The 20614-nt window shown below is 71.7% G+C and carries 17 protein-coding genes; 9 read left to right on the forward strand and 8 right to left on the reverse strand.

What is annotated here, in order from left to right:
- Nucleotides 1-6 precede the first annotated feature (6 nt).
- Complete coding sequence (locus C4T78_RS09570) at nucleotides 7-1563, reverse strand: acyl-CoA synthetase (RefSeq protein WP_235863899.1); 1557 nt, start codon at nucleotides 1561-1563, stop codon at nucleotides 7-9.
- Nucleotides 1564-1659: 96 nt separating this feature from the next.
- Here C4T78_RS09570 and C4T78_RS09575 point away from each other — a divergent pair, with 96 nt between their 5' ends.
- Nucleotides 1660-2292, forward strand: coding sequence for a TetR/AcrR family transcriptional regulator (locus C4T78_RS09575; RefSeq protein WP_093358651.1), 633 nt, complete (start codon nucleotides 1660-1662; stop codon nucleotides 2290-2292).
- 37 nt (nucleotides 2293-2329) lie between these two features.
- Here C4T78_RS09575 and C4T78_RS09580 read toward each other — a convergent pair whose 3' ends face one another.
- The 4 genes from C4T78_RS09580 to C4T78_RS09595 form a co-directional block, all read right to left on the reverse strand.
- Entirely contained in the window at nucleotides 2330-3613 is a 1284-nt protein-coding gene (locus C4T78_RS09580; RefSeq protein WP_093358686.1) for a sigma-70 family RNA polymerase sigma factor, read from the reverse strand.
- Nucleotides 3614-3736: 123 nt separating this feature from the next.
- Complete coding sequence (locus C4T78_RS09585) at nucleotides 3737-5122, reverse strand: nucleobase:cation symporter-2 family protein (protein WP_093358653.1); 1386 nt, start codon at nucleotides 5120-5122, stop codon at nucleotides 3737-3739.
- Between the two features lie 457 nt (nucleotides 5123-5579).
- Nucleotides 5580-6347, reverse strand: a complete 768-nt coding sequence (locus C4T78_RS09590; protein WP_093358655.1) for a sulfite exporter TauE/SafE family protein — start codon at nucleotides 6345-6347, stop codon at nucleotides 5580-5582.
- A gap of 43 nt (nucleotides 6348-6390) precedes the next feature.
- Entirely contained in the window at nucleotides 6391-7188 is a 798-nt protein-coding gene (locus tag C4T78_RS09595; protein WP_235863900.1) for a GntR family transcriptional regulator, read from the reverse strand.
- 216 nt (nucleotides 7189-7404) lie between these two features.
- Here C4T78_RS09595 and C4T78_RS09600 point away from each other — a divergent pair, with 216 nt between their 5' ends.
- A complete protein-coding gene (locus C4T78_RS09600) occupies nucleotides 7405-8565 on the forward strand; it encodes a L,D-transpeptidase (RefSeq protein ID WP_093358659.1) in 1161 nt (386 codons plus the stop codon).
- Nucleotides 8566-8636: 71 nt separating this feature from the next.
- On the opposite strand, the gene C4T78_RS09605 is transcribed toward C4T78_RS09600, so the two are convergent.
- From C4T78_RS09605 to C4T78_RS09615, 3 genes are all read right to left on the reverse strand, one after another.
- The gene (locus C4T78_RS09605) at nucleotides 8637-12167 is read right to left on the reverse strand and encodes an AAA family ATPase (RefSeq protein ID WP_093358662.1); all 3531 of its coding nucleotides are present in this window, start codon (nucleotides 12165-12167) and stop codon (nucleotides 8637-8639) included.
- Nucleotides 12168-12217: 50 nt separating this feature from the next.
- Nucleotides 12218-13204: a quinone oxidoreductase family protein gene (locus C4T78_RS09610; protein ID WP_093358664.1), complete on the reverse strand. Its 987-nt coding sequence runs from the start codon at nucleotides 13202-13204 to the stop codon at nucleotides 12218-12220.
- 72 nt (nucleotides 13205-13276) lie between these two features.
- Nucleotides 13277-13711: a Fur family transcriptional regulator gene (locus C4T78_RS09615; protein WP_177247838.1), complete on the reverse strand. Its 435-nt coding sequence runs from the start codon at nucleotides 13709-13711 to the stop codon at nucleotides 13277-13279.
- Between the two features lie 393 nt (nucleotides 13712-14104).
- On the opposite strand from C4T78_RS09615, the gene C4T78_RS09620 reads away from it, so the two are divergent.
- From C4T78_RS09620 to C4T78_RS09650, 7 genes are all read left to right on the forward strand, one after another.
- A complete protein-coding gene (locus C4T78_RS09620) occupies nucleotides 14105-14314 on the forward strand; it encodes a heavy-metal-associated domain-containing protein (protein WP_093147111.1) in 210 nt (69 codons plus the stop codon).
- A 53-nt stretch (nucleotides 14315-14367) separates the two neighbouring features.
- Nucleotides 14368-15300: a DUF8832 domain-containing protein gene (locus C4T78_RS09625; RefSeq protein WP_093358666.1), complete on the forward strand. Its 933-nt coding sequence runs from the start codon at nucleotides 14368-14370 to the stop codon at nucleotides 15298-15300.
- 237 nt (nucleotides 15301-15537) lie between these two features.
- Nucleotides 15538-17805, forward strand: coding sequence for a heavy metal translocating P-type ATPase (locus C4T78_RS09630; protein ID WP_103908104.1), 2268 nt, complete (start codon nucleotides 15538-15540; stop codon nucleotides 17803-17805).
- A gap of 46 nt (nucleotides 17806-17851) precedes the next feature.
- Nucleotides 17852-18088, forward strand: coding sequence for a hypothetical protein (locus C4T78_RS09635; RefSeq protein ID WP_235863553.1), 237 nt, complete (start codon nucleotides 17852-17854; stop codon nucleotides 18086-18088).
- A 97-nt stretch (nucleotides 18089-18185) separates the two neighbouring features.
- Entirely contained in the window at nucleotides 18186-19319 is a 1134-nt protein-coding gene (gene solA, locus C4T78_RS09640; RefSeq protein ID WP_107916134.1) for an N-methyl-L-tryptophan oxidase, read from the forward strand.
- A gap of 81 nt (nucleotides 19320-19400) precedes the next feature.
- Complete coding sequence (locus C4T78_RS09645; RefSeq protein WP_093352992.1) at nucleotides 19401-19820, forward strand: CBS domain-containing protein; 420 nt, start codon at nucleotides 19401-19403, stop codon at nucleotides 19818-19820.
- A 129-nt stretch (nucleotides 19821-19949) separates the two neighbouring features.
- Nucleotides 19950-20606, forward strand: a complete 657-nt coding sequence (locus C4T78_RS09650) for a response regulator (protein ID WP_093352995.1) — start codon at nucleotides 19950-19952, stop codon at nucleotides 20604-20606.
- The last annotated feature ends 8 nt before the right edge of the window (nucleotides 20607-20614 follow it).

Here is a 20614-nt window from a genome sequence, read left to right on the forward strand (position 1 = left end):
CCCTCCTCAGTGGACCTTGCGGTCGCTGCCGGTCCAGTAGCGGTCGCGCACCGCGCGCCGGTCGATCTTGCCGTTGCGGTTCACCGGGAGAGCGGCGGCGAAGTCCACCGTCTTGGGCAGCTTGTGGCGGGCCAGCTTCGTCGCGCAGAACTCGATGAGGCCGGCTTCCGGCACCGCCTCGCGGGTCACGACGACGGCCTTCACCGCTTCGCCCCAGGTCTCGTCCGGGACGCCGACAACGCAGGCCTCCGAGACCGCCGGGTGTTCGTAGAGCGCGGCTTCGACCTCGCTGCAGTAGACGTTGAACCCGCCGGAGATGATCATGTCCTTCTTGCGGTCCACGATGAACAGGTAGCCGTCGGCGCGCAGGTACCCGATGTCTCCGGTGTGCACCCAGCCGTCGCGGAAGGTCTGGGCGCTGAGCTCGGGCTCGCCCCAGTACTCGCGGACGCAGTCCGGGCCGCGCACCACCACCTCGCCGAGCTCTCCGGCAGGCACCGGGTCGCCGCCGTCGTCCACCACGCGCACCTCGGTGTCGTAGACCGGTCGGCCGCAGGAGGACAGCAGTTCCGGGTCCTCCGCGATGCCGCGGGCGACGTCCTCGGCGGTGAGCACGGTGACCCCGCTGGTGGTCTCGACCTGCCCGTAGCCCTGCATGACGACCGGGCCGAACGCGGCGACGGCCTCGCGCAGCCGCTGCGGCGAAACCGGTGCGCCGCCGACCCGCAGACAGGTCATCGAGGACAGGTCGGCAGTGCTCAGGTCCGGGTGCGAGAGCACCAGGTTCAGCATCGTCGGCACGAGGAACGTGGAGGTGATCCGCTCGGCTTCGACGAGGCGCAGGAACTCCCCGGCGTCCCAGCGCGGTTGCACCACCACGCTGGTGCCGCGGGCGAACGCCGCCAGCAGTCCCATCCCGGTGGCGTGGGTGATCGGCCCGGCGGCCAGGTAGCGCTCCGCCGCCTCCGGTCGGCGCTCCGGGGTCATCAGCCGCTTGCGCATGTTCGCCAGCCGGTTGCCGGTCGTCTGCACCGCGGCCTTCAGCGTCCCGGTGGAGCCGGAGGTGAAGTTGAGGACCGCCGGGTCGTCCTCGGCGACCTCCACCGCGACCGGATCCTCCGCGCCGGCGGCCAGCAGGTCGGCGTAGTCGCCGCCGTAGTCGACCACCTCGCACGCCAGCCCGGCGCCGTCCACGATCTCGCGCGCCGCCCCGGCGTTGGCGGCGTCGGTGAACAGGACCCGGACCGATGCGTCGGCCAGCACGTGCTCGACTTCTCCGGCGGCGAGCCGGGTGTTGATCGGCACTCGCAGGAAACCGCCCTTGCAGAGGGCCATTTCGGTCTCCACCAGCTCGGCGCAGTTCCCGGCGAAGGTGGCCACCGCCTGTCCCGGGCGGATTCCGCGTGCGAGCAGCGCCGAAGCCAGCCGGTTGGTGCGCGCCTCCAGCTCCCGGTAGGTCCACCGCCGGCCGCCGCAGACCAACGCCTCCCGGTCCGGCCAGAAGCTGCTGCTGCGGGTGAGGTAGCTGCCCAGGTTCATGCCGCCTCCCAAGGTCTTCGTCACTCCGACCAATAGGAGACACGATGTCTACTAACTCACGGTATGTCAATGGGCCGGTAAGCTGACCAACCGGAAAGCCGAACCACGAAAGGCCTTGTCATGTCGACCGAGGACCGGCGCAGCCGCCGCAGCCGCCGCCTCCTGCGGGACGCCCTGGTGTCCCTGGCGCTGGAACGCGGCTATTCCAACGTCACGGTGGAGGACATCACCGAGCGCGCCGATCTCGGCCGGGCGACCTTCTACAAGCACTACGCGGACAAGGACGCGCTGCTCAGCCGCGTCACCTCCGACCTGCTGGAGGAGTTGCACGCGAGACTGCTGCCGCTGGTGCCGACCTCGTCGGTGGGCTTCACCGGGAAGCCGGTGCTGGAGCTGTTCCGGCACGCGCTCGACGAACGCGACGTCTACCGGGTCATCCTGCGCGGGGAGGGCGACGGGCGAGCGCTCCGGGAGTTCACCGACGCGCGCACCGCCGCGGCCGCGCACATCTTCCGGGCGCGCGCCGAGCACCACGGCGTGTCGCCGAGGATCGACGTCGAGGTGCTGGCCCGCGCTTGGGTGGGCGAGCAGATCGCGGTGATGCGCTGGTGGCTGGAAACCGATCCGCCGCAGCTCTCGCCCGAGGAGGTCACCGGCATGCTCCTCGACCTGTCGCTGCGCGGCCGCTACTGGGCCAACGGCTTCGACGGCGCGCCGCCCGACCGGGACGAGGGGATCCCGGCGGAGGACTAGGCGGGACCGGTGCGGGCCGCACCGGCCCCGGTGGCGACTAGCGCGGCCGCCCCGCGTTCAGCTCGGCCTCCAGCCGGGCCTGGTCGCGGTCGACGTCGAGCTCAACCACCGCGCCGACCTGCCGGAACAGCGGCAGGGACAGCTCCGCGCGCAGGTCGGCGACGTGCTGCCCGCCGGGCGGGACCAGCGGCAGCGGGAGCAGCGGGGCGTCCTCCTCCACCGGAGGTTCGGGAACCGGGTTCGGTGCCGGTTCCGGCTGAGCCGCGGGTGGCGGGGCGACCGGTGGCACCGCCACCACCGGTGGCGGCGGGCTCTGGACCGGGGCCTGCTGCTGATCCGGGGTCTCCGGTTCGACGGGCGCGGCGGCCAGCGGCGGATCGCTCTGGTTCGCGGCCAGCGCGATGCCCAGCGCGGCGAGCGCGGCCAGCACCGCGCCCCCGGCCGCCACGCTCTTGCGCGGGTTCGACCGCACCGCCCCGATCACGCCCGCGCCGACCAGGCCGCTGCCCGACGCGGCCAGGTAGCCGGTCGCCGTCGCGGTCCCGCCCAGCACGATCGGCGCGACGAAGACCTTCAGCGCGCCGTTGATCTCCATCAGCTCGGCCGCGATCGCCGCGCAGCGGTCGCAGTCGTCCAAGTGCTTGTTGACCTGCGTCGTCTCGCGCTTGGACAGGCCTTCGCGGGTCCACGCGCCGAGCCGGTCGATCGCCGAGCGGCAGGCGTCGGGCTCGGCGGCCATCTTCATCAGGTGCACCTGCAGGTACTGCTGCTTGAGCCCTTCGCGCGCCCGGTAGGCGAGCGCGGACACGCCGTTGGCCGTCATGCCCAGCATCGGCGCGACCCTCGACGGCGACTCGCCCTCGATCTCCACGTGCCAGAGCACCATCTGCCACCGCTCCGGCAGCCGGCGGAAGGCCTCGGCGATCAGCGACCGCTCCTCGTTCTCCACCGCCACGTCGCGGAACGGCTGGCTGATGTCGATGTTGGGCACCGTCTCGACGTCGTCGACGGTCTGCGTCCGCTTCGCCTTGTTCGCCCGGTCGTAGGCCCCGTGGCGCACCGCGGTCAGCAGGTAGGCGCGGAAGGCGTCGGTCGGCCCCCGGCCGTCCCGCAGCAGGCCCAGCACCTTCGCGAACGCCTCGGAGACCACGTCGTCGGCCTCGGCCTGCGATTTGGTGACCTGCCGGGCCATCGCGTGCGCCGCGCCCACGTGCCGCTCGTAGAGGATCCCGTACGCCGCGCTGTCGCCGCCGCGCACGGCCTCGATCAGCTCGGCATCGCCGACTCCCCGGACCTGCTCTTCCTGCGGTACCGCCGCCACCACTCATCACCCCAACGCCACGTCTCCCAGCGGGAGGAAGCGTATCCCGGCGGCTATCGACCGAACAGGCGTTCTGGATCACGACAACGGCTCAGAACCGATTCCTCCCGCAGGACCAGCGCTCTAGCCGCCGTTGGCGGGGGCGGCCGGTTGCGGCACCGGTTTCGCGGCCGGAGCCCGCAGCGGGCTGTTGAAGATCATGTTGAGCAGCACGGCCACCACCGCTCCGGCGACGATGCCGGTGCCGAACACCGTCTGGAACCACTGCGGGAACTGCTGGTAGATCGTCGGCGCGGCCAGCGGGATCAGGCCGACCGCCAGCGAGACCGACACGACGAACATGTTGTGGCCCTGCTCCAGGTGAGCGCGCGAGAGGGTGCGGATGCCGCTGGCGGCGATGCTGCCGAAGAGCATCAGCCCGGCCCCGCCCAGCACCGGGTACGGCACCAGCGAGACGACGCCGCCCAGCATCGGGAACAGGCCGAGCAGGGCCATCACGCCGCCTGCGAAGGCGACGACGAACCGGCTGCGCACCCCGGTCAGCGACACCACGCCGACGTTCTGGGCGAAGGCGCTGGTGGGCAGGCCGCCGAACAGCGAGCCGACCGTGGTGGCGATGCCGTCCACCCGCAGGCCGCGGGTGACCACCCGCTTCTCGACCTCGCGGTCGCAGATCTCGCCGATGGCCAGCATCCCGGCCGAGCTCTCGGTCATCGCCACCAGGATCACGATGCACACCGCGAGGATGGCGGCCGGGTGGAACTCGGGCGGGCCGAACTGCAGCGGCATCGGCAGCGCGAACAGCGACGTCTGCGCGAAGGTGCTGGTGTCGAGCATGCCGAAGGGCGCGGCGGCCAGGGTGCCCACGACCATCCCCAGGATCAGCGCGATCTGCTTGAGGAAGCCGCGCAGGACCCGCTGCAGCACGATGATGACCACCAGCGTGAACAGGGCGAGGCCGAGGTTGGCCGCCGACCCGAAGTCGGGCGCGCCTTCGCCGCCCTGCACCCAGGCGACGGGCACGGTCATCAGGGACACGCCGATCAAGGTGATCACCACACCGGTCACCAGGTGCGGGAAGAAGCGCATCAGCCGCCCGAAGAACGGGCCGACCGCCAGGCAGAACAGCCCGCCGACCAGGACCGCGCCGAGCACGGTCTGGATGCGGTGGCCCTCCGGCGCGGAGTGCGCCACCGTCAGCAGGGAGGCCAGCCCGGCCGAGGAACTGGCGTTGACGAACGGCAGCCGGTTGCCGGCGAACCGCCCGGCGCCCAGCGTCTGCAGCAGCGTCGCCAGCCCCGCCACCAGCAGGCTCACCGAGATCAGCACGATCTGGTCGCGCTGGTCCAGCCCGCAGGCCGGGCCGATGATCAGCGGCGGTGCCACCACGCCGGCGTACATCGCGCCGACGTGCTGGAAGGCGGCCGGGATCAGCTGCTTGGCCGGCAACTTCTCGTCAACCGGATGGCAGGCCGCCGGGGTCGGATTCCCCTGCGAATTGATTGCCATGCCCAGTTCCCCTTTGAAACGGATGCCCCGGTCCACCGCGGACGGGGGCCGGACTGTTAGCGTCGGTCGCGGGGACGGCGGCACCGATCGGTCCACCACCCCTCCCGCCATCGCGTGTCGTCCGACGCGGCGGGACGGCCGTTACCCGGCGTGAACCGGCCGCGTGGGCCGGTTCCGATGCCTCCTCCCCGGTGAAGAGCTCGGCGCCGCAGGCGTTTCTGCGCTGTCGGGCAGGAGCAAGCTACGTCCGGAATCCAACTCCCGTCAACATTTTGTTGAACTTCCGTTTCGCGGAATTACCGCGCCCGCCGGGCGGCATCGAAGCTTTCTCGACCGAGAAGAAATCGGCAGCTTCTTCTGCGCAACTCCTTGAACGAACACCGAAACACTGCTAAACGAACTTTTCGCGCCCGAATTGGACGGTTGCCGCCGCGCGCAGCCGCAGAAAGGATTCCGGTCACGCGCCGTGCAGCGCGAGGTAGGGAGCCAGCGCCAGCAGGGTGATGACGAGCCCGTACTTCAGCCCGCGGGCGGGCAGGGCCCGGGCGATCTTCCAGCCCAGCAGCACGCCCGCGAGCTCGGGAATCCCGACCAGCGCGGCCAGCGGCCAGTTGATCGATCCGGTTGCCAGGTAACCGATCGTGCCCGCACCGGCGATGACGATCGACTGCGCCTGGGCCGACGCCAGCGATTCCAGCACCGGCACGCCCAGGGCCACCAGCAGCGGGACGGTGAGCATCGGCCCGCCGATGCCGACGATGCCCGCCGCGACCGCCACCGCGAAACCCAGGCACGCGATCAGCGGCGCGGGCGGGTGCGCGCGGGTGCCCGCGGGGCGGCGCCATTCGCGGTAGCAGACCAGCGCGGCCACCAGCGCCACGAAGATCCCGAGCACCAGCCCGAAGATCCGCTCGGACACCCCAGTGTTGATCAGCACGCCGAGCGGGGTGCCCACCACGGCCGCGGCGGCGAGGATCAGCGCGGTGCGCCGGGTTTCCGGCTCGCGCAGGTGCCCCGAGCGGGTGTAGGCGGCGGTGGCCAGCGCACCGGTCGCGACGTGGGTGACGATGGCGGTGCCGGCGACCTCGGCCGGGGACAGGCCGGTCAGGGCGAACAGGCCGATCGTGGGCAGCACCCCGCCGGGCCCCACAGCGGTGATGCCCACCCCGCCGGCGAGCCCGAACAGCCCGAGCAGGATCAGCGTCGGTACCGTCAACTCCGCCATCACAGCTCACCGAAAAGCGTTGCAACCACGCGCCATTTGCGGTTCAAAGCGACCAATCCCCTTCTCCCGCAGGTGAAACCCTGCCTCGGTGCAGCGTGGCGGTCAGCGCCATGCGATCGGCGCGGATCCGGATCGACTCGACGTCCACCGGCCGCCCGTCCGCCGTGCGGGTCAGCCGCTCCAGCGCGAAAACCGCCGCGTGGTCCGGGATTCCGAGCAGCGCCGCGGTGTCCGGGTCGGCGTTGACCGCGTGCACCGCCACCTCCGCGGAGCCCAGCCGCTGCCCGGTGGTCTCCTCGATCAGGCTGAACACGTCGCGGCCGGCGAGGTCGCGGTCGAGCAGGCGGTGGCCGATGTCGGCGGTGAGGTAGGTGGTGTCCAGCGACAGCGGCAGACCGTCCAGCCACCGCAACCGCTCCAGGTGCACGCCGCCCGCCGACGGCGCCACCCCGAGCCGCTCGGCGATCGGCACCGGCAGCTCCGCGATGGCCCGGGCGGAGCGGACCTCGTTGGTGATCGTGCCGTAGCCGGTCATCGCCTCGGCCAGCCCGGCCAGCCGGTCGAGCCCGTGGCCGTACTTGGGCAGCACGACCCGGGTGCCCACTCCGCGCTGGCGCGTGATGACGCCTTCCCGCCGCAGCAGCGCCAGCGCCTCGCGCACCGCGTTGCGGGAGGCGCCGAACTGCTCGCCAAGCTGCCGCTCACCGGGCAGCACGCCGTCGGCGAAGCGACCCGCCGTGATCTGGTACCGCAGCACGTCGGCCACCTGCCGCGCCCGTTCGGCGCGCGGCCGCGCGGAGCTCCACCCGACCGGGATCCGCCTGCCCGCTGTCTCGTCCACGATCGGCACGCTACCCGGCCAACATTGCGCCAGAGTTACGCCACCCACATTGACCTGCGAAAACGCTCGACCAGGCACGATGGTGGGGCGCATCGGAGTTCCGCCGGGCCCACCTGGCCACAACGCCCCGGAAGGCATGATCGTGTTGAGATGTGCCGATCGGACACCGACAGTTGTCAGGACGTGGAGCCGCAGCGTCGAGGTTCGGGGGTCGGGATGCAGGTCGCAAAGGGGTGGCCGCTCATCGTCGGGACCGCGCTCGCCTGCGCCCTGACCTCGTGCACGGAACCGGCGCCGAAGGTCTCAGCCGCGTCGGTGACCACCTCGGTGCCCGACGGGGCCGCGCAGGTCGGACCCAGCGATCCGCTGGTCGTCACCGCCCACCGCGGTGTCCTCACCTCGGTGACCGTCACCGCGGACGGGGGCACCGCGGTCCCGGGCGAGCTGACCGACGGCGGACGGCGGTGGAGCACCACCGTGCCGCTGGAGTTCAGCAAGACCTACCGGGTGCAGGCCCACGCGCAGGACGCCGAGCGCATCCCGGCACCACCGGCCACCTCGACGTTCACCACCGCCACCCCGGTGGAGGAGATCACCGTGGAGCGGACCAGGCCCTCCGCCGGAGACGAGGTCGGCATCGCCATGCCGGTGTCGATCTACTTCAGCAAGCCGGTGACCGACCGCGCCGCCGTCGAGCGCCGCCTGTCGGTGGAACCGTCGGTGCCGACGGAGGGCTCGTTCCACTGGATGAGCGACGAGCAGGTCAACTGGCGGCCCAAGGACTACTGGTCGCCCGGCACCACCGTCCGGGTGCGGGCGCGGCTGTACGGGGTGAACACCGGTGGCGGCGTGATGGGCACCGCCGATCACGAGAGCGAGTTCCGCATCGGGCGGGACCAGCGCGCCGTCGGCGACGTCAACGCCCACACCCTCACCGTCTACCAGGACGGCCAGGAGATCAAGCGGCTGCCCGCCTCCTACGGCCGCAGCGTCTACCCCACCCAGTACGGCGTGCACGTGGCCTTCGAGAAGCACACCTCCACCCGGATGCGCTCGGACACCTGGGGCGGGCCGCAGAAGGGCGAACCCGGCTACTACGACGAGGTCCTGCCCTACGCGGTGCGCATCTCCAACAACGGCGAGTTCGTCCACGTCAACCCGGCCACCGTGTGGGCGCAGGGCGAGTCCAACGTCTCGCACGGCTGCGTGAACCTCTCCCCGGCCAACGGCAAGTGGTTCTTCGACTTCGTGCAGATCGGCGACCCGGTGGAGATCGTCGGCTCGGACCGCCCGCTGACCACCGCCGACGGCGACATCCCCGACTGGACCATCCCCTACGACGACTACATCAAGGGCAGCGCCCTCTACCAGCAATGAGGTTCCAGACGCCTGTCGCGCAGCGGGACCTCACCGGTGCCCGGCTGCGTGCGTGACCAGCTCCTCGCGGTTCACAGGTACTGGCCGAAGGGGTCGTCGCCGGTGGCCAGCTGGCTGATCCGCACACCCGCCAGGTCGGCCGGGCGCAGCAGGCGGACTTCCGCCGGATCGTGCTCGGTGGCGGTGATCCGCTCGCCCTGCAGCGCGATCGCCCGGTCCAGCAGGTTTCGCACCACGCGGCCGTTGCCGAAGGACTCATCGCGCTTGGCCGCGCGCAGGATGCCGCGGACCTCCGCGCCGACGCCGTCGGCCAGGGCGAACCCGGCGCTGCCCGCCATCCGCTCGAAGATCGCGACGAGCTCGGACTCGGCGTAGTCCGGGAAGTGGACCACGGACGGGAACCGGGAGGCCAGGCCCGGGTTGGTGCGCAGGAACTCCACCATCCGGCTCTCGTAGCCCGCCGCGATCACCACCAGGTCGTCGCGGTGCTCCTCCATCAGCCGCAGCAGTTCGGCGATCGCCTCCGGGCCGTAGGACTGCCTGCCGTCCGGCGGGGTCAGCGCGTAGGCCTCGTCGATGAACAGCACGCCGCCCAGCGCGCTGTCCACCGCGGCGCGGACCTTCGGCGCGGTCTGGCCGATGTACTGGGCGATCAGGTCGGCGTGCGAGACCTCCACCAGGTGCCCGGAGGACAGCAGGCCGAGCTTGGCGTACACCGCCGCGACCAGCCTGGCCACCGTCGTCTTGGCCGTGCCGGGGTTGCCGGTGAACACCAGGTGCCGCATGCGCGAGCCCAGCGCCAGCCCCGCGCCGCGGCGCAACCGGTCCGCTTCGGCCTCCGCCACCAGCAGCCGCACCTCGCGCTTGACCGACTCCAGGCCGACCAGGTCGTCGATCAGCGCCAGCGGGTCCTCCGGGAGATCGGTGCGCACCCGCTCCACCGAGGTGTCCGGGACGTCGGCGGCCACGATCCGGTTGACCGCGCGCGGTTTCCGGCCGGTCAGGATCCGCCGGGACTGCGCGGAGATCGTGCGCTCCAGCAGGTGCACGGCCAGCCGGCCGTTGGTCATCGCCGCAGTGCGGCGGGCGGCGCGGACCAGGCGGGCGACCTTGGCCCGCACGCCGGTCGCGACGGTGAAACCGGCTTCGGCGGCCTTGCGCTCGAACAGCTCCACGACCTGCTCGTCGGTCAGGTCCGGGAAGCGCACCACCTTCGGGAAGCGGGCCGCCAGCTCCGGGGTCGCCTTGAGCAGCCCGTTCACCGCCGCGTCCGGACCGCACAGCACCACCAGCAGGTCGTCCTGGCGCGCCTGCAGGCCGGCCAGCAGCGCATCGATCACACCGCGGTTGCGGGAGTGGTCGAGATCGATGCCGGGGCGGGCGAGCGTGCCCGCGTCCTCGATGCACAGCACCCCGCCCGAGGCCTGGTCGATCGCGCGCTGCACGCCGACGGCCGCCTCCGCCAGGTGCCGCCCGGCCAGATCCGCGCAGTCGACCACCACCAGGTGCCCCGAGGACAGCACGCCGAGATCGGCGCACATCCGGCCCAGGATCCCGGCCGCGGTCGTCTTCCCGGTTCCGGCCGAGCCGGTGAACACCAGGTGCCGCGGGCGGACCGCCTCCGGCATCCCGGCCTCCCGGCGCAGCTCCGCGGCCCGCACCTCGGCCAGCACCTGGTCCAGCTCGCGGCGGACCGACTCCAGGCCGACGCAGTCGGCGAAACCGGCACCGCGGACCGGGGATTCCGGCAAGTCCCGGCGCAGCACTTCCACTCGGCCGCCGCCGTTGCGGGCCCGTGCCGCTTCGACGCCGCGCTCGGCCAGGTGCTCGACCAGGCGCGCACCGCGCAGGTTCTGCTGCCCGGCCGCCGCCAGCCGCGCGCCCTCCCGGGCGGCGTCCTCGGAGATCACCGCTTCCCGCCGGGCCACCGCGCGCCGGAACAGCTCCACGCGCTCGTCCTCGGTGAACGCCCGGGTGGCGGCGACCCGGAACTGCTGCAGCAGCGCGGGATTCACCTCGCCCACCCGGTCCGCTCCCCCGGCCCGGCACACCGCGATGACGTGCAGGTCCGGCACGCGGTTCAGCAGCCGCCGCAGCTCTTCCAGCAACGCCGCCCCGGACCACTCCAGGCCCGCCAGCCGGTCGAGCCCGTGCAGCACCAGCAGATCACGCGAACCGAGGGCGTAGGTCTTCTGCTGCAGGTGCACCACGGCGTTGCTGACGTCCAGGCTGGCGAACTCCGCCTCGGAGACCCACATCTCCTGCCGCTGCGCACCGGCCTTGAGCAAAGCACCGCGCAGCAGCCGGAGCGCGGTGCCGCGGCCGGTGCTTTCAGGGCCCGTCAACAACATTCGCACCGCGCGGCCGTCCTGGGCGGCGGACAGCTCGGTGCGCAGCGCCGACACCAGCTCCGGCTGGCCCACCAGCTCGGCGGCCGGATCCTCCTGCGCCGCAGGCAGGTCCTCGCCGGTGGTCAGCTTCGCCGCCAGCGGGTTGCGGACCCGGCGCGGCTGGGCGAGCACCCTGAGCTGCTGCTGGAAATCGCGGACCAGGACACCGCAGTTCGGCGTCACCACGCCGTGCGGCAGTCCCTGCACCACTCCGCTGATCCGCATCGCCATGTCGAGCCAGGCGCGGCAGACGTCGACCTCACCGGCCAGCACCGCGCGCCCGAGCCAGGCCAGCACCTGGCCGTGCCACCGGTCGGCGTTGAACGTCGGCCGGTAGCCGGCGAACATGCTCTGCACGGTCTCGAACATCGGGCGCCCGGTGGTCAGCGCGAGCTCCACCGGCACTTCCACCAGGTCCGCGTGCAGCATCAGGTGCGCCAGCACGGCCTCGTGCTCCATGCCGGGGCCGACGTCGGGCACCGGGCCGGGGCTCACCGCGCTCGGCACCCGCTCCAGCAGCCGCTGGTGCGCGGCCAGGAATCCCGAGCACGCCCAGTCCAGGTAGGCGGCCGGGCCGGCGAGCTCGGGCAGCGCCGCCAGCACCGATTCGTCCGCCCGCTGCGCCCACGCCTCCCGCAGCGTCTCGACCGGGGCGAGGAGGTCCTGCTTGGCCAGCGCCGGATCGGCGGCCCGCAGGTCGTGCAGGGCGATCAGCGCCTGCCTGCGCGACTCGACGGGTTCGAGCCCGGCGAAGACGTCCAGGCAGCGGCGGGCCAGGTCGAAGGCCGCCTCCCGCAGCTCCGGATCGTCACCGGCACCGGTCAGCAGCCACTCGGCGGGCAGCCGGAACACCGCCGCGTGCGCGCTCCACGACCAGCTGCGCACCGGCGACCACGGCTGGGCCACGAACCCGCTCAGCGTCTCGCACTGCACGTCGGCGGCGTTGCCGCCGCGCACCGCCACCGTGCCGAGCAGGAACTCCAGCAGGCACCACAGCTCCGCACCGACGACCGTGGTGCCTTCGGCGTAGAACTCCGGCAGCTCCACGGCCAGCCGCTCGGCGGCCGGATCCCGGTTGAGCTCCTCCGCGCGCTCCCAGATCTCCTGGTACAGCCCGTCCGGAACCCGCCACGGGCCGTGGGCGTACACGTCCAGCACGGGTTCATCGGACAGCAGCAGTCGCAGGTGCTCGGGCAACGTCGGTCGGTCCACGATCGGCCAGACTACTGACGCGCGTCACCTGCTCGGGGGAGAACCCGCACTCAGGGCATGGCCAGCACGATCTTGCCGAGCGCCCCGCCGGTGCGCAGCCGGTCGAGGGCTTCGGCGGCGCTCGCCAGCGGGAAGACCTCGTCCACGACCGGCCTGATCCGGCCCTCGGCCACCGCGGGCAGCACCTCCGGCACGAGCCCGGCGAGCACCTCGCCCAGCTCGGCGGGCCGCCCGAAGCCGAACGAGACGCCGCGCAGGTGCAGGTGCCGGTAGGACAGGTGATCCAGGTCGATCGTGGACTCCGCCCGGTCCAGGCGACCGATGTTGACCAGGTGCCCGCCGACGCGGGTGGCCGGCAGGCTGGCCGCGAAGAGCCGCCCGCCGACGTGGTCGAGCACCACGTCCACGCCCTCACCGCCGGTGGCCGCCAGCACCTCCTCGGTCAGGTCCTCGCCAGGGCCGACGACGACCACGTCCGCTCCCGCGCTGGCCAGCAGCGCCTCCTTCGACGCCGTCCGGGTGGTGCCCACGACCGTCGAAGCGCCGAGCACCTTGGCGATCTGCACGCCGAGCAGCCCGATCGCCGAAGCGGCACCGGTGATGAGCACCGACTGCCCGGCCCGGAAGGCGCCCAGGACCAGCGCACCGTGCTCGGTGAGCAGACCGGTCGGCAGCGAGGCGGCCTCCTCGTACCCGGCTGCGCCGGGAACTGGCAGCACGTGCCGGTGATCCGCGCGGACGTACTGGGCGAAGCTGCGCGGCTGGGTGCCCATCACCCGCTCCCCCACCAGCACACCGGTGACGCCCGGGCCCACGGCGCAGACCTCACCGGCGAACTCGTACCCGGCCTGGTACGGCTCGCCCGTGCCACCGGTGGCCGGATCGGTGGCGGCCAGCACCGAGGCATCGGCGTTGTTCAGCGCCGCCGCTCGCACGCGCACCAGCACCTGACCCGGCCCGGCGTCGGGCACCGGGACCTCCCGGGCCTCCCACTCGGGGCCGGTGCCGCCGAAAAGCGCGATCATCGTCGCGGGCATGCCGATCTCCTCCGTGGAGCACCTGGCCGAAGAGGTCGCCCCAGGATGGCCGCAGGGCGAACCGCCCGCACCTCAGCCGGTGGCCGGATCGGCAGAGCAGTCCGGGCAGAGGCCCCAGTAGATGACCTCGGCTTCGTCGATCGTGAAGCCCCGGGCATCGGAAGCGGTCAGGCAGGGCGCGGCACCCACGGCGCAGTCGACGTCGGCGACCACTCCGCAGGACCGGCACGCCAGGTGGTGGTGGTTGTCCCCCACCCGCGCTTCGTAGCGGGCCAGCGAGCCCATCGGCTGGATGCGGCGCAGCAGCCCAGCGGCGGTCAGCGCCCGCAGCACGTCGTAGACGGCCTGGTGGGACACCTTCGGGAGCGCCTCGCGCACCACGCCGATAATCGACTCGGTGTCCGCGTGCGGGTGGGCGTGCACCGCTGACAACACGGCGACCCGCGGTCGGGTCACGCGCAGTTCACCCTCGCGCAGCAGGTGCTCGAGGTCGGCTGTCGTCGGCACGCGCCGAAGTCTCGTCCGGTTTCCGGAGCCGATCAAGAGCGTTTCGCACTCCCGCAATTGTTTTCGTTCAACACTGAAGCCATCGATGCCCCTGAAGGAATGCCGCCGACCACCGCACCGGCCGAACTGGATACACGTAGGGGGTATACGCCAGGGCGACCAGTGACTCCCGTCACCATTTACGCCTCCGACCCGGCCGCAGGGCACCCGAACGACACCCGAGAACCCTCGATCTCGCCGAGACACCAGCGAAAACATCCCACGGCCCATCCTCGCGGCCACCTTTCGCGGCAGATCTCCCGCAGGCTTGCCATCCATACCCCCAGGGGGTATAAATCTCGTACACGAGGAACACCTACCCCCTACGGGTACAGAGCCGAAGAGGAGCTCCCGATGACCGAGTCCACCTTCACCGTCGTCGGCATGACCTGCGGGCACTGCGTCCAGTCGGTGACCGAGGAGGTCAGCCAGATCTCCGGCGTCTCCGAGGTCGCCGTCGACCTGCCCACCGGAGCGGTGACCGTCTCCAGCACCGCAGCGATCAGCACCGACGAGGTGCGCGCCGCCGTCGAGGAGGCCGGCTACCAGCTGGCCGGCAGTTGACCTGGAACCGGCCGGGCCCACGGGCCCGGCCCCGCACGCAGTGAGGATTCGCCATGAACGCAGCAGGAAAGCTCTCCGCCTACGGTGCGGTGCTCGCTCTGGTCGCCGGTGGCGCCTGGGCGGTCGGCACCGCTGTCGGTCCCGTCTCCGCCGCCCCCGTCCCGAGCAGCCACGACGGCATGCCCAGCGGTGACGGGCACGGGAACGCCCACGGCGGCACCGTCGCGGAGACCGACCTGCCCGGTGGGCTCGCGTCGTCCCGGGGCGGCTACACCTTCGCGCCCACCGCGACCACCCGGAACGCCGGTGCCACCGAGCCCTTCTCCTTCCGCGTCCTCGGCCCGGACGGGCGCGCGGTCACCGCCTTCGACGTCGAGCACGACAAGCGCATGCACCTCATCGTGGTGCGCCGCGACACCGCGGGATTCCAGCACCTGCACCCGGAGATGGCCGCCGACGGCACCTGGAGCACTCCGCTGGACCTGCCCGAGGCCGGCAGCTACCGGGTCTTCGCCGACTTCACCCCGACCGGCGGGGCGGGGACCACCCTCGGCACCGACATCGCCGCCGCAGGCGAGTTCGAGCCGCGCGAGTTCGCCCCGTCGCGGGTCGCCGAGGTCGACGGCTACCAGGTCCGGCTCGACGGCGAGCTCGTCGCGGGCCAGTCGTCGCCGCTGCGGCTGACGGTCAGCAAGGACGGCGCGCCCGTCACCGACCTGCAGCCCTACCTGTCCGCCTACGGCCACCTGGTCGCGCTGCGCAGCGGGGACCTCGCCTACCTGCACGTGCACCCGGAAGGCGCACCCGGCGACGGACGCACCGCACCCGGCCCGCAGATCGACTTCGTCGCGGCGGTGCCGAGCGCGGACACCTACCGGCTGTTCCTGGACTTCCAGCACGACGGCGTCGTGCGCACCGCGGAGTTCACAGTGGACACCAGCGGCAGCGCGCCCGCGGCGGACCAGCCCGGTCACACCGGGCACTGACGCGAGAACAGTCCTGGTCGATCGACTTATTCCCTCATTCCGCAACAGCGAAACGAGTCGCCGCAAGCGCGAAGCGCCGCCCTAGCAACTCGCACAGCCGCGGGTCCTCAGACGCTTGCTGGCGAGGACCCCTCCGCCGCGCGTCCGACGTGCACCCGTCCGGGAAGCGTCTGAGATTCCGCCACCCGCACCGCCACGCAGAACGAGCGTGGGATCACTCATCTAGGAGAAACCGCAATGACCACCCAGGAACGAACACCGCAGAGCACCGGCGAGGTGGAACTCGCCATCTCCGGGATGACCTGCGCTTCGTGCGCGGCGCGGATCGAGCGGAAGCTGAACAAGCTCGACGGTGTCGTGGCGACGGTGAACTACGCGACCGAGAAGGCCCGCGTGAGCGTCCCGGACGGCCTCGACCCGCAACGGCTGCTGGAGACCGTCGAGGCAGCCGGCTACAGCGCGAGCCTGCCCGTCCCGGAAGAGCCCGAGGCCGTCGCCGAGGAGGCAGCCGACGATCCGACGCGTTCGCTGCGGCAGCGGCTGGTGGTCTCGGCGGTGCTGTCGGTGCCGGTGATCGTCATGGCGATGGTCCCGGCGCTGCAGTTCACCTACTGGCAGTGGATCTCGCTGGCACTGGCGGCGCCGGTGGTGCTGTGGGGTGCGCTGCCGTTCCACCGGGCCGCCTGGGCGAACCTGCGCCACGGTGCGGCGACCATGGACACCCTGGTGTCGATGGGCACCATCGCGGCGTTCCTGTGGTCGCTGTACGCGCTGCTGTTCGGAACCGCCGGTGTGCCCGGCATGACGCACCCCTTCGAGCTGACGATCCAGCGGATGAGCGGTGACGGCTCGATCTACCTCGAGGTCGCCGCCGGTGTCACGACCTTCATCCTCGCCGGGCGGTATTTCGAGGCGCGTTCCAAGCGGCGTGCCGGTGCGGCCCTGCGGGCGCTGCTGGACCTGGGTGCCAAGGACGTCGCCGTCCTGCGCGACGGCCGCGAGGTGCGCATCCCCACCGCCGAACTCGCCGTCGGCGACCGGTTCGTGGTGCGGCCCGGCGAGAAGATCGCCACCGACGGCGTCGTCGAGGAAGGTGTCTCGGCGGTCGACGCGAGCATGCTCACCGGCGAGTCCGTGCCGGTGGAGGTCGGCTCGGGAGACGGTGTCGTGGGCGCGACGGTGAACGCGGGCGGCCGCTTGGTGGTCCGCGCGACCCGGGTCGGCTCGGACACCCAGCTGGCGCAGATGGCCAAGCTGGTCGAGCAGGCCCAGACCGGCAAGGCCGCCGTGCAGCGCCTCGCGGACCGCATCTCGTCGGTGTTCGTACCCGTCGTCATCGCCCTGGCGGTCGCCACCCTGGCCTTCTGGCTGGCCTCGGGTGGCGGAGCCGCGGCGGCGTTCACCGCCGCGGTGGCGGTGCTGATCATCGCCTGCCCGTGCGCGCTGGGACTGGCCACGCCCACCGCGCTGCTGGTGGGCACCGGGCGCGGCGCCCAGCTGGGCATCCTGATCAAGGGACCCGAAGTCCTGGAATCCACCCGCCGCATCGACACCGTCGTGCTGGACAAGACCGGCACCGTCACCACCGGCCAGATGGAACTCATCGACGTCCACACCACCGACGACACCGACCACGACGAGGTCCTGCGCATCGCCGGCGCGCTGGAGAACGCCTCCGAGCACCCGATCGCCCAGGCCATCGCCCGCGGCGCCCAGCAGCGCATCGGCGAGCTGCCCGCCGTCGAAGGCTTCACCAACGTCGAAGGCCTCGGCGTTCAGGGCATCGTCGACGGCCACGCCGTGATCGCCGGCCGGACCGCCCTGCTGGAGCAGTGGAGCCAGCACCTCACCCCGGAACTGGCCGAAGCGAAGGCCGCGGCCGAGCAGCAGGGCAAGACCGCCATCGCGGTGGCGTGGGACGGGCAGGCGCGGGCGGTGCTGGTGGTGGCCGACACCATCAAACCCACCTCCGCCCAAGCCATCACCCAACTCCGCAACCTCGGACTCAACCCCATCCTGCTCACCGGCGACAACACCGCCGTCGCCCGCTCCGTAGCCGACGAAGTCGGCATCACCGACGTCATCGCCGAAGTCCTGCCCAAGGACAAAGCCGACACCATCACCCACCTGCAAAACCAAGGCCACACCGTCGCCATGATCGGCGACGGCATCAACGACGCCGCCGCCCTCGCCCAAGCCGACCTCGGCCTGGCCATGGGCACCGGCACCGACGTCGCCATCGAAGCCAGCGACATCACCCTCGTCCGCGGCGACCTGCGCACCGCAGCAGACGCCATCCGACTCTCCCGCCACACCCTCCGCACCATCAAAGGCAACCTCTTCTGGGCCTTCGCCTACAACATCGCCGCCCTCCCCCTCGCCGCCACCGGACTCCTCAACCCCATGATCGCCGGAGCCGCCATGGCCTTCAGCAGCATCTTCGTCGTCACCAACAGCCTCCGACTCCGCACCTTCCACACCACCGCGACCGCGCCGACGGAGTAGCGCCTCCGGCGGTGCCGCGGCGCGCGGATTGGGTTACAACAGGGACATGGCGGAGTTCAACGCAGCTGACCTGCGACCGGGACAGGTCGAGTCCAAGGACAACGGCGAGCGGCTGGGCCGTTCCGCGGGCGGGCACCTGGTGCAGCTGCGGCGCCGGATCTCCGAACCCGGGTTCGTGGTCACCGTCGACGCCGAGGCGAGCGCGGGCGTGCCCACCGAACTGCTGACCCAGGAGTGGGCGGCGGCCAACGCCGAATTCGACCGGTTCATGCACGACTTCTGACCCATCGGTCCACAGAGGACCGATCTGCTCCTTGCTCCGCGCCCGCCCCTCCGGTAACAGTTGGGGACCAGCTGTGATCGGGAACGGGGGCGGGGAGATGGCACCAGCGGGACTGGACGCCCAGGTCGGCATCGTCGGCACCGGCACGATGGGCAGCATGCTCGCCTGGCAGCTAGCCCGGCGCGGCGTGCGGGTGCTGGCCTTCGAGCAGTTCTCACCAGGCCACGACAGAGGCGCGGTCGGCGGTGAAACGCGGCTGTTCCGGCTGGCCTACGCCGAGGGGAACCAGTACGTGCCGCTGCTGCGGGATTCGCTGCGGCTGTGGCGCGAGCTGGAGGAGGAATCGGGCTCGGAGATCCTGACGCAGTGCGGAGGACTGTCGATCGGCGAATCCGGCGGCGATTACATCTCGGGCCTGCTCGCCAGCGCCCGCGACACCGATGTGCCCGTCAGCGTCCTGTCCGCGGCCGAAGTCGCCGAGCGCCACCCGCAGCACCGGCTCCGCGACGGCGAGATCGCCGTGCTCGACGAGCAGGCGGGTTTCCTGCGCTGCGAACAAGCGGTTCTCAGCGCCACCCGCGTCGCCGAGCAGGCCGGGGCCGAAGTGCTGCGCTACACCGAGGTGACCGAACTCGTCGAGGAGAGCGACGGCGTTCTGGTGCGCACCGCCAACGGAACCTCGCACCGGGTCGGCCAGGTGGTGGTGGCCGCCGGATCGTGGGCCGCCCGCTTCCTGCCCGCCAGGCTGGCCGCCGCGGTCCAGTCGCGGCGAGTGCTGCTGAGCTGGTTCGGCACCGACGACATCGACGCCTACCGGTCGGAGGTGTTCCCGATCTTCGTCCACCACCACGGCGACCAGCACCTCTACGGCATGCCGACGGTGGACGGCGTGATGGTCAAGGTGGCCGGCGCGGTCCTCTCGCACCCCGTGCCCGCCCCGGAATCCGTCGAGCGCAGGCACAGCATGGCCGAGATCCGCCGGGTTGCCGAGGCGGTGGGCGAGTTCCTGCCCGGACTGCACCCGGAGCCCATCCGCACCGACGCCTTCACCGACCTCTACACCACCGACGAGTGCCCGCTGGTCGGACGCGTCGGGGAGCGGATCGTGGTGACCACCGGGCACTCCGGGCGCGGCTTCAAGTACTCCCCGGGAATAGCCGCGGCGGTGGCCGGAGAGCTCTCCGGCGCCGGTGACCCGCGCTGCGCGTTCATGTCGCCGGAGCGGTTCTGACCGCCTCGCCGTCGCGGTTTCGTCGCGGTGCCGTGCTGGGTATTGCCAGGACGTCCAGCACCACCGTCGAAAGGACTGGTCATGACCACGGCGCGCGACGTCATGCACGCGGGGGCCAAGTGCATCGGCGAGGACGAGAGCTTGTACAAGGCCGCGCAGATGATGCGCGACCTGGAGGTCGGTTCGCTGCCGATCTGCGGCCGGGACAACCGGTTGCACGGCATCATCACCGACCGGGACATCGTGCTGCGCTGTTGCGCGGAAGGACGCGACCCGGCCGAGGTGAAGGCCGGTGAGCTCGCCCAGGGCAAGCCGCACTGGGTCGATGCGGGCTCCGACGTGAGCAAGGTGCTGACCATGATGGAACAGCACCAGATCCGCAGGCTGCCGGTGATCGCCGATCACAAGCTGGTCGGCATGATCAGCGAAGCCGATTTGGCCCGGCACCTCACCGATGAACAACTGGCGCACTTCGTGGAGAGCGTCTACGCGGCCAGCTGACGGCCGGCGCTCCGCGCACCCGGACCGGCGCCGGGTGCGCCGCGCTGCGCTCCGGGAAGCGGTCGTCCGGGCCGCTACTTATGCTGGTCAATGCCCTCCCTGCGGAGTCGGTGAAGGGGGCGGAGCCGGATGACGACACGGGTGTTCGTGGTCGACGACCACGATGTGATCCGCCGCGGCATCGCTGCGCTGGTGGCTGCCGAGGACGATCTGGAGCTGGTCGGGGAGGCCTCCAGCGTTGCCGAGGCGCTGGCCTGGGTGCCCAGAGCCGCGCCGCACGTCGCGGTGCTCGACGTGCGCCTGCCCGACGGCAACGGCGTCGAGCTGTGCCGGGAGCTGCAGTCCCAGCTGCCCGAGCTGCGCTGCCTGATGCTCACCTCCTTCGACGACCACGAGGCGCTGATGGACGCGATCATGGCCGGTGCCGCCGGTTTCGTGCTCAAGGGCGTGGTCAGCCAGGAACTCGTCAGCGCCATCCGCACGGCCGGGGCCGGCCGATCGCTGCTGAGCCCGCAGAAGACCGAGGCGATGCTGACCTGGCTGCGCAAGGAACAGGAGGAGGCCGACCCGCTGCGCGTGCTGACCGCGCGCGAACGGCAGGTGCTGGAGCTGATCGGTGAAGGCCTCACCAACCGCGAGGTCGCCAAGCGCATGTTCCTCGCCGAGAAGACCATCAAGAACTACGTGTCCCAGATGCTGGCCAAGCTGGCCATGCGGCACCGCAGCGAGGCAGCCGTGCTGGCCACCGAACTGCGCCTCGACCGGGATTCGCGAAACAAGCGCTGAGCTGGTGC

The sequence above is a fragment of the Saccharopolyspora kobensis genome, assembly GCF_900108315.1.
Classification (GTDB): Bacteria; Actinomycetota; Actinomycetes; order Mycobacteriales; family Pseudonocardiaceae; genus Saccharopolyspora; species Saccharopolyspora kobensis.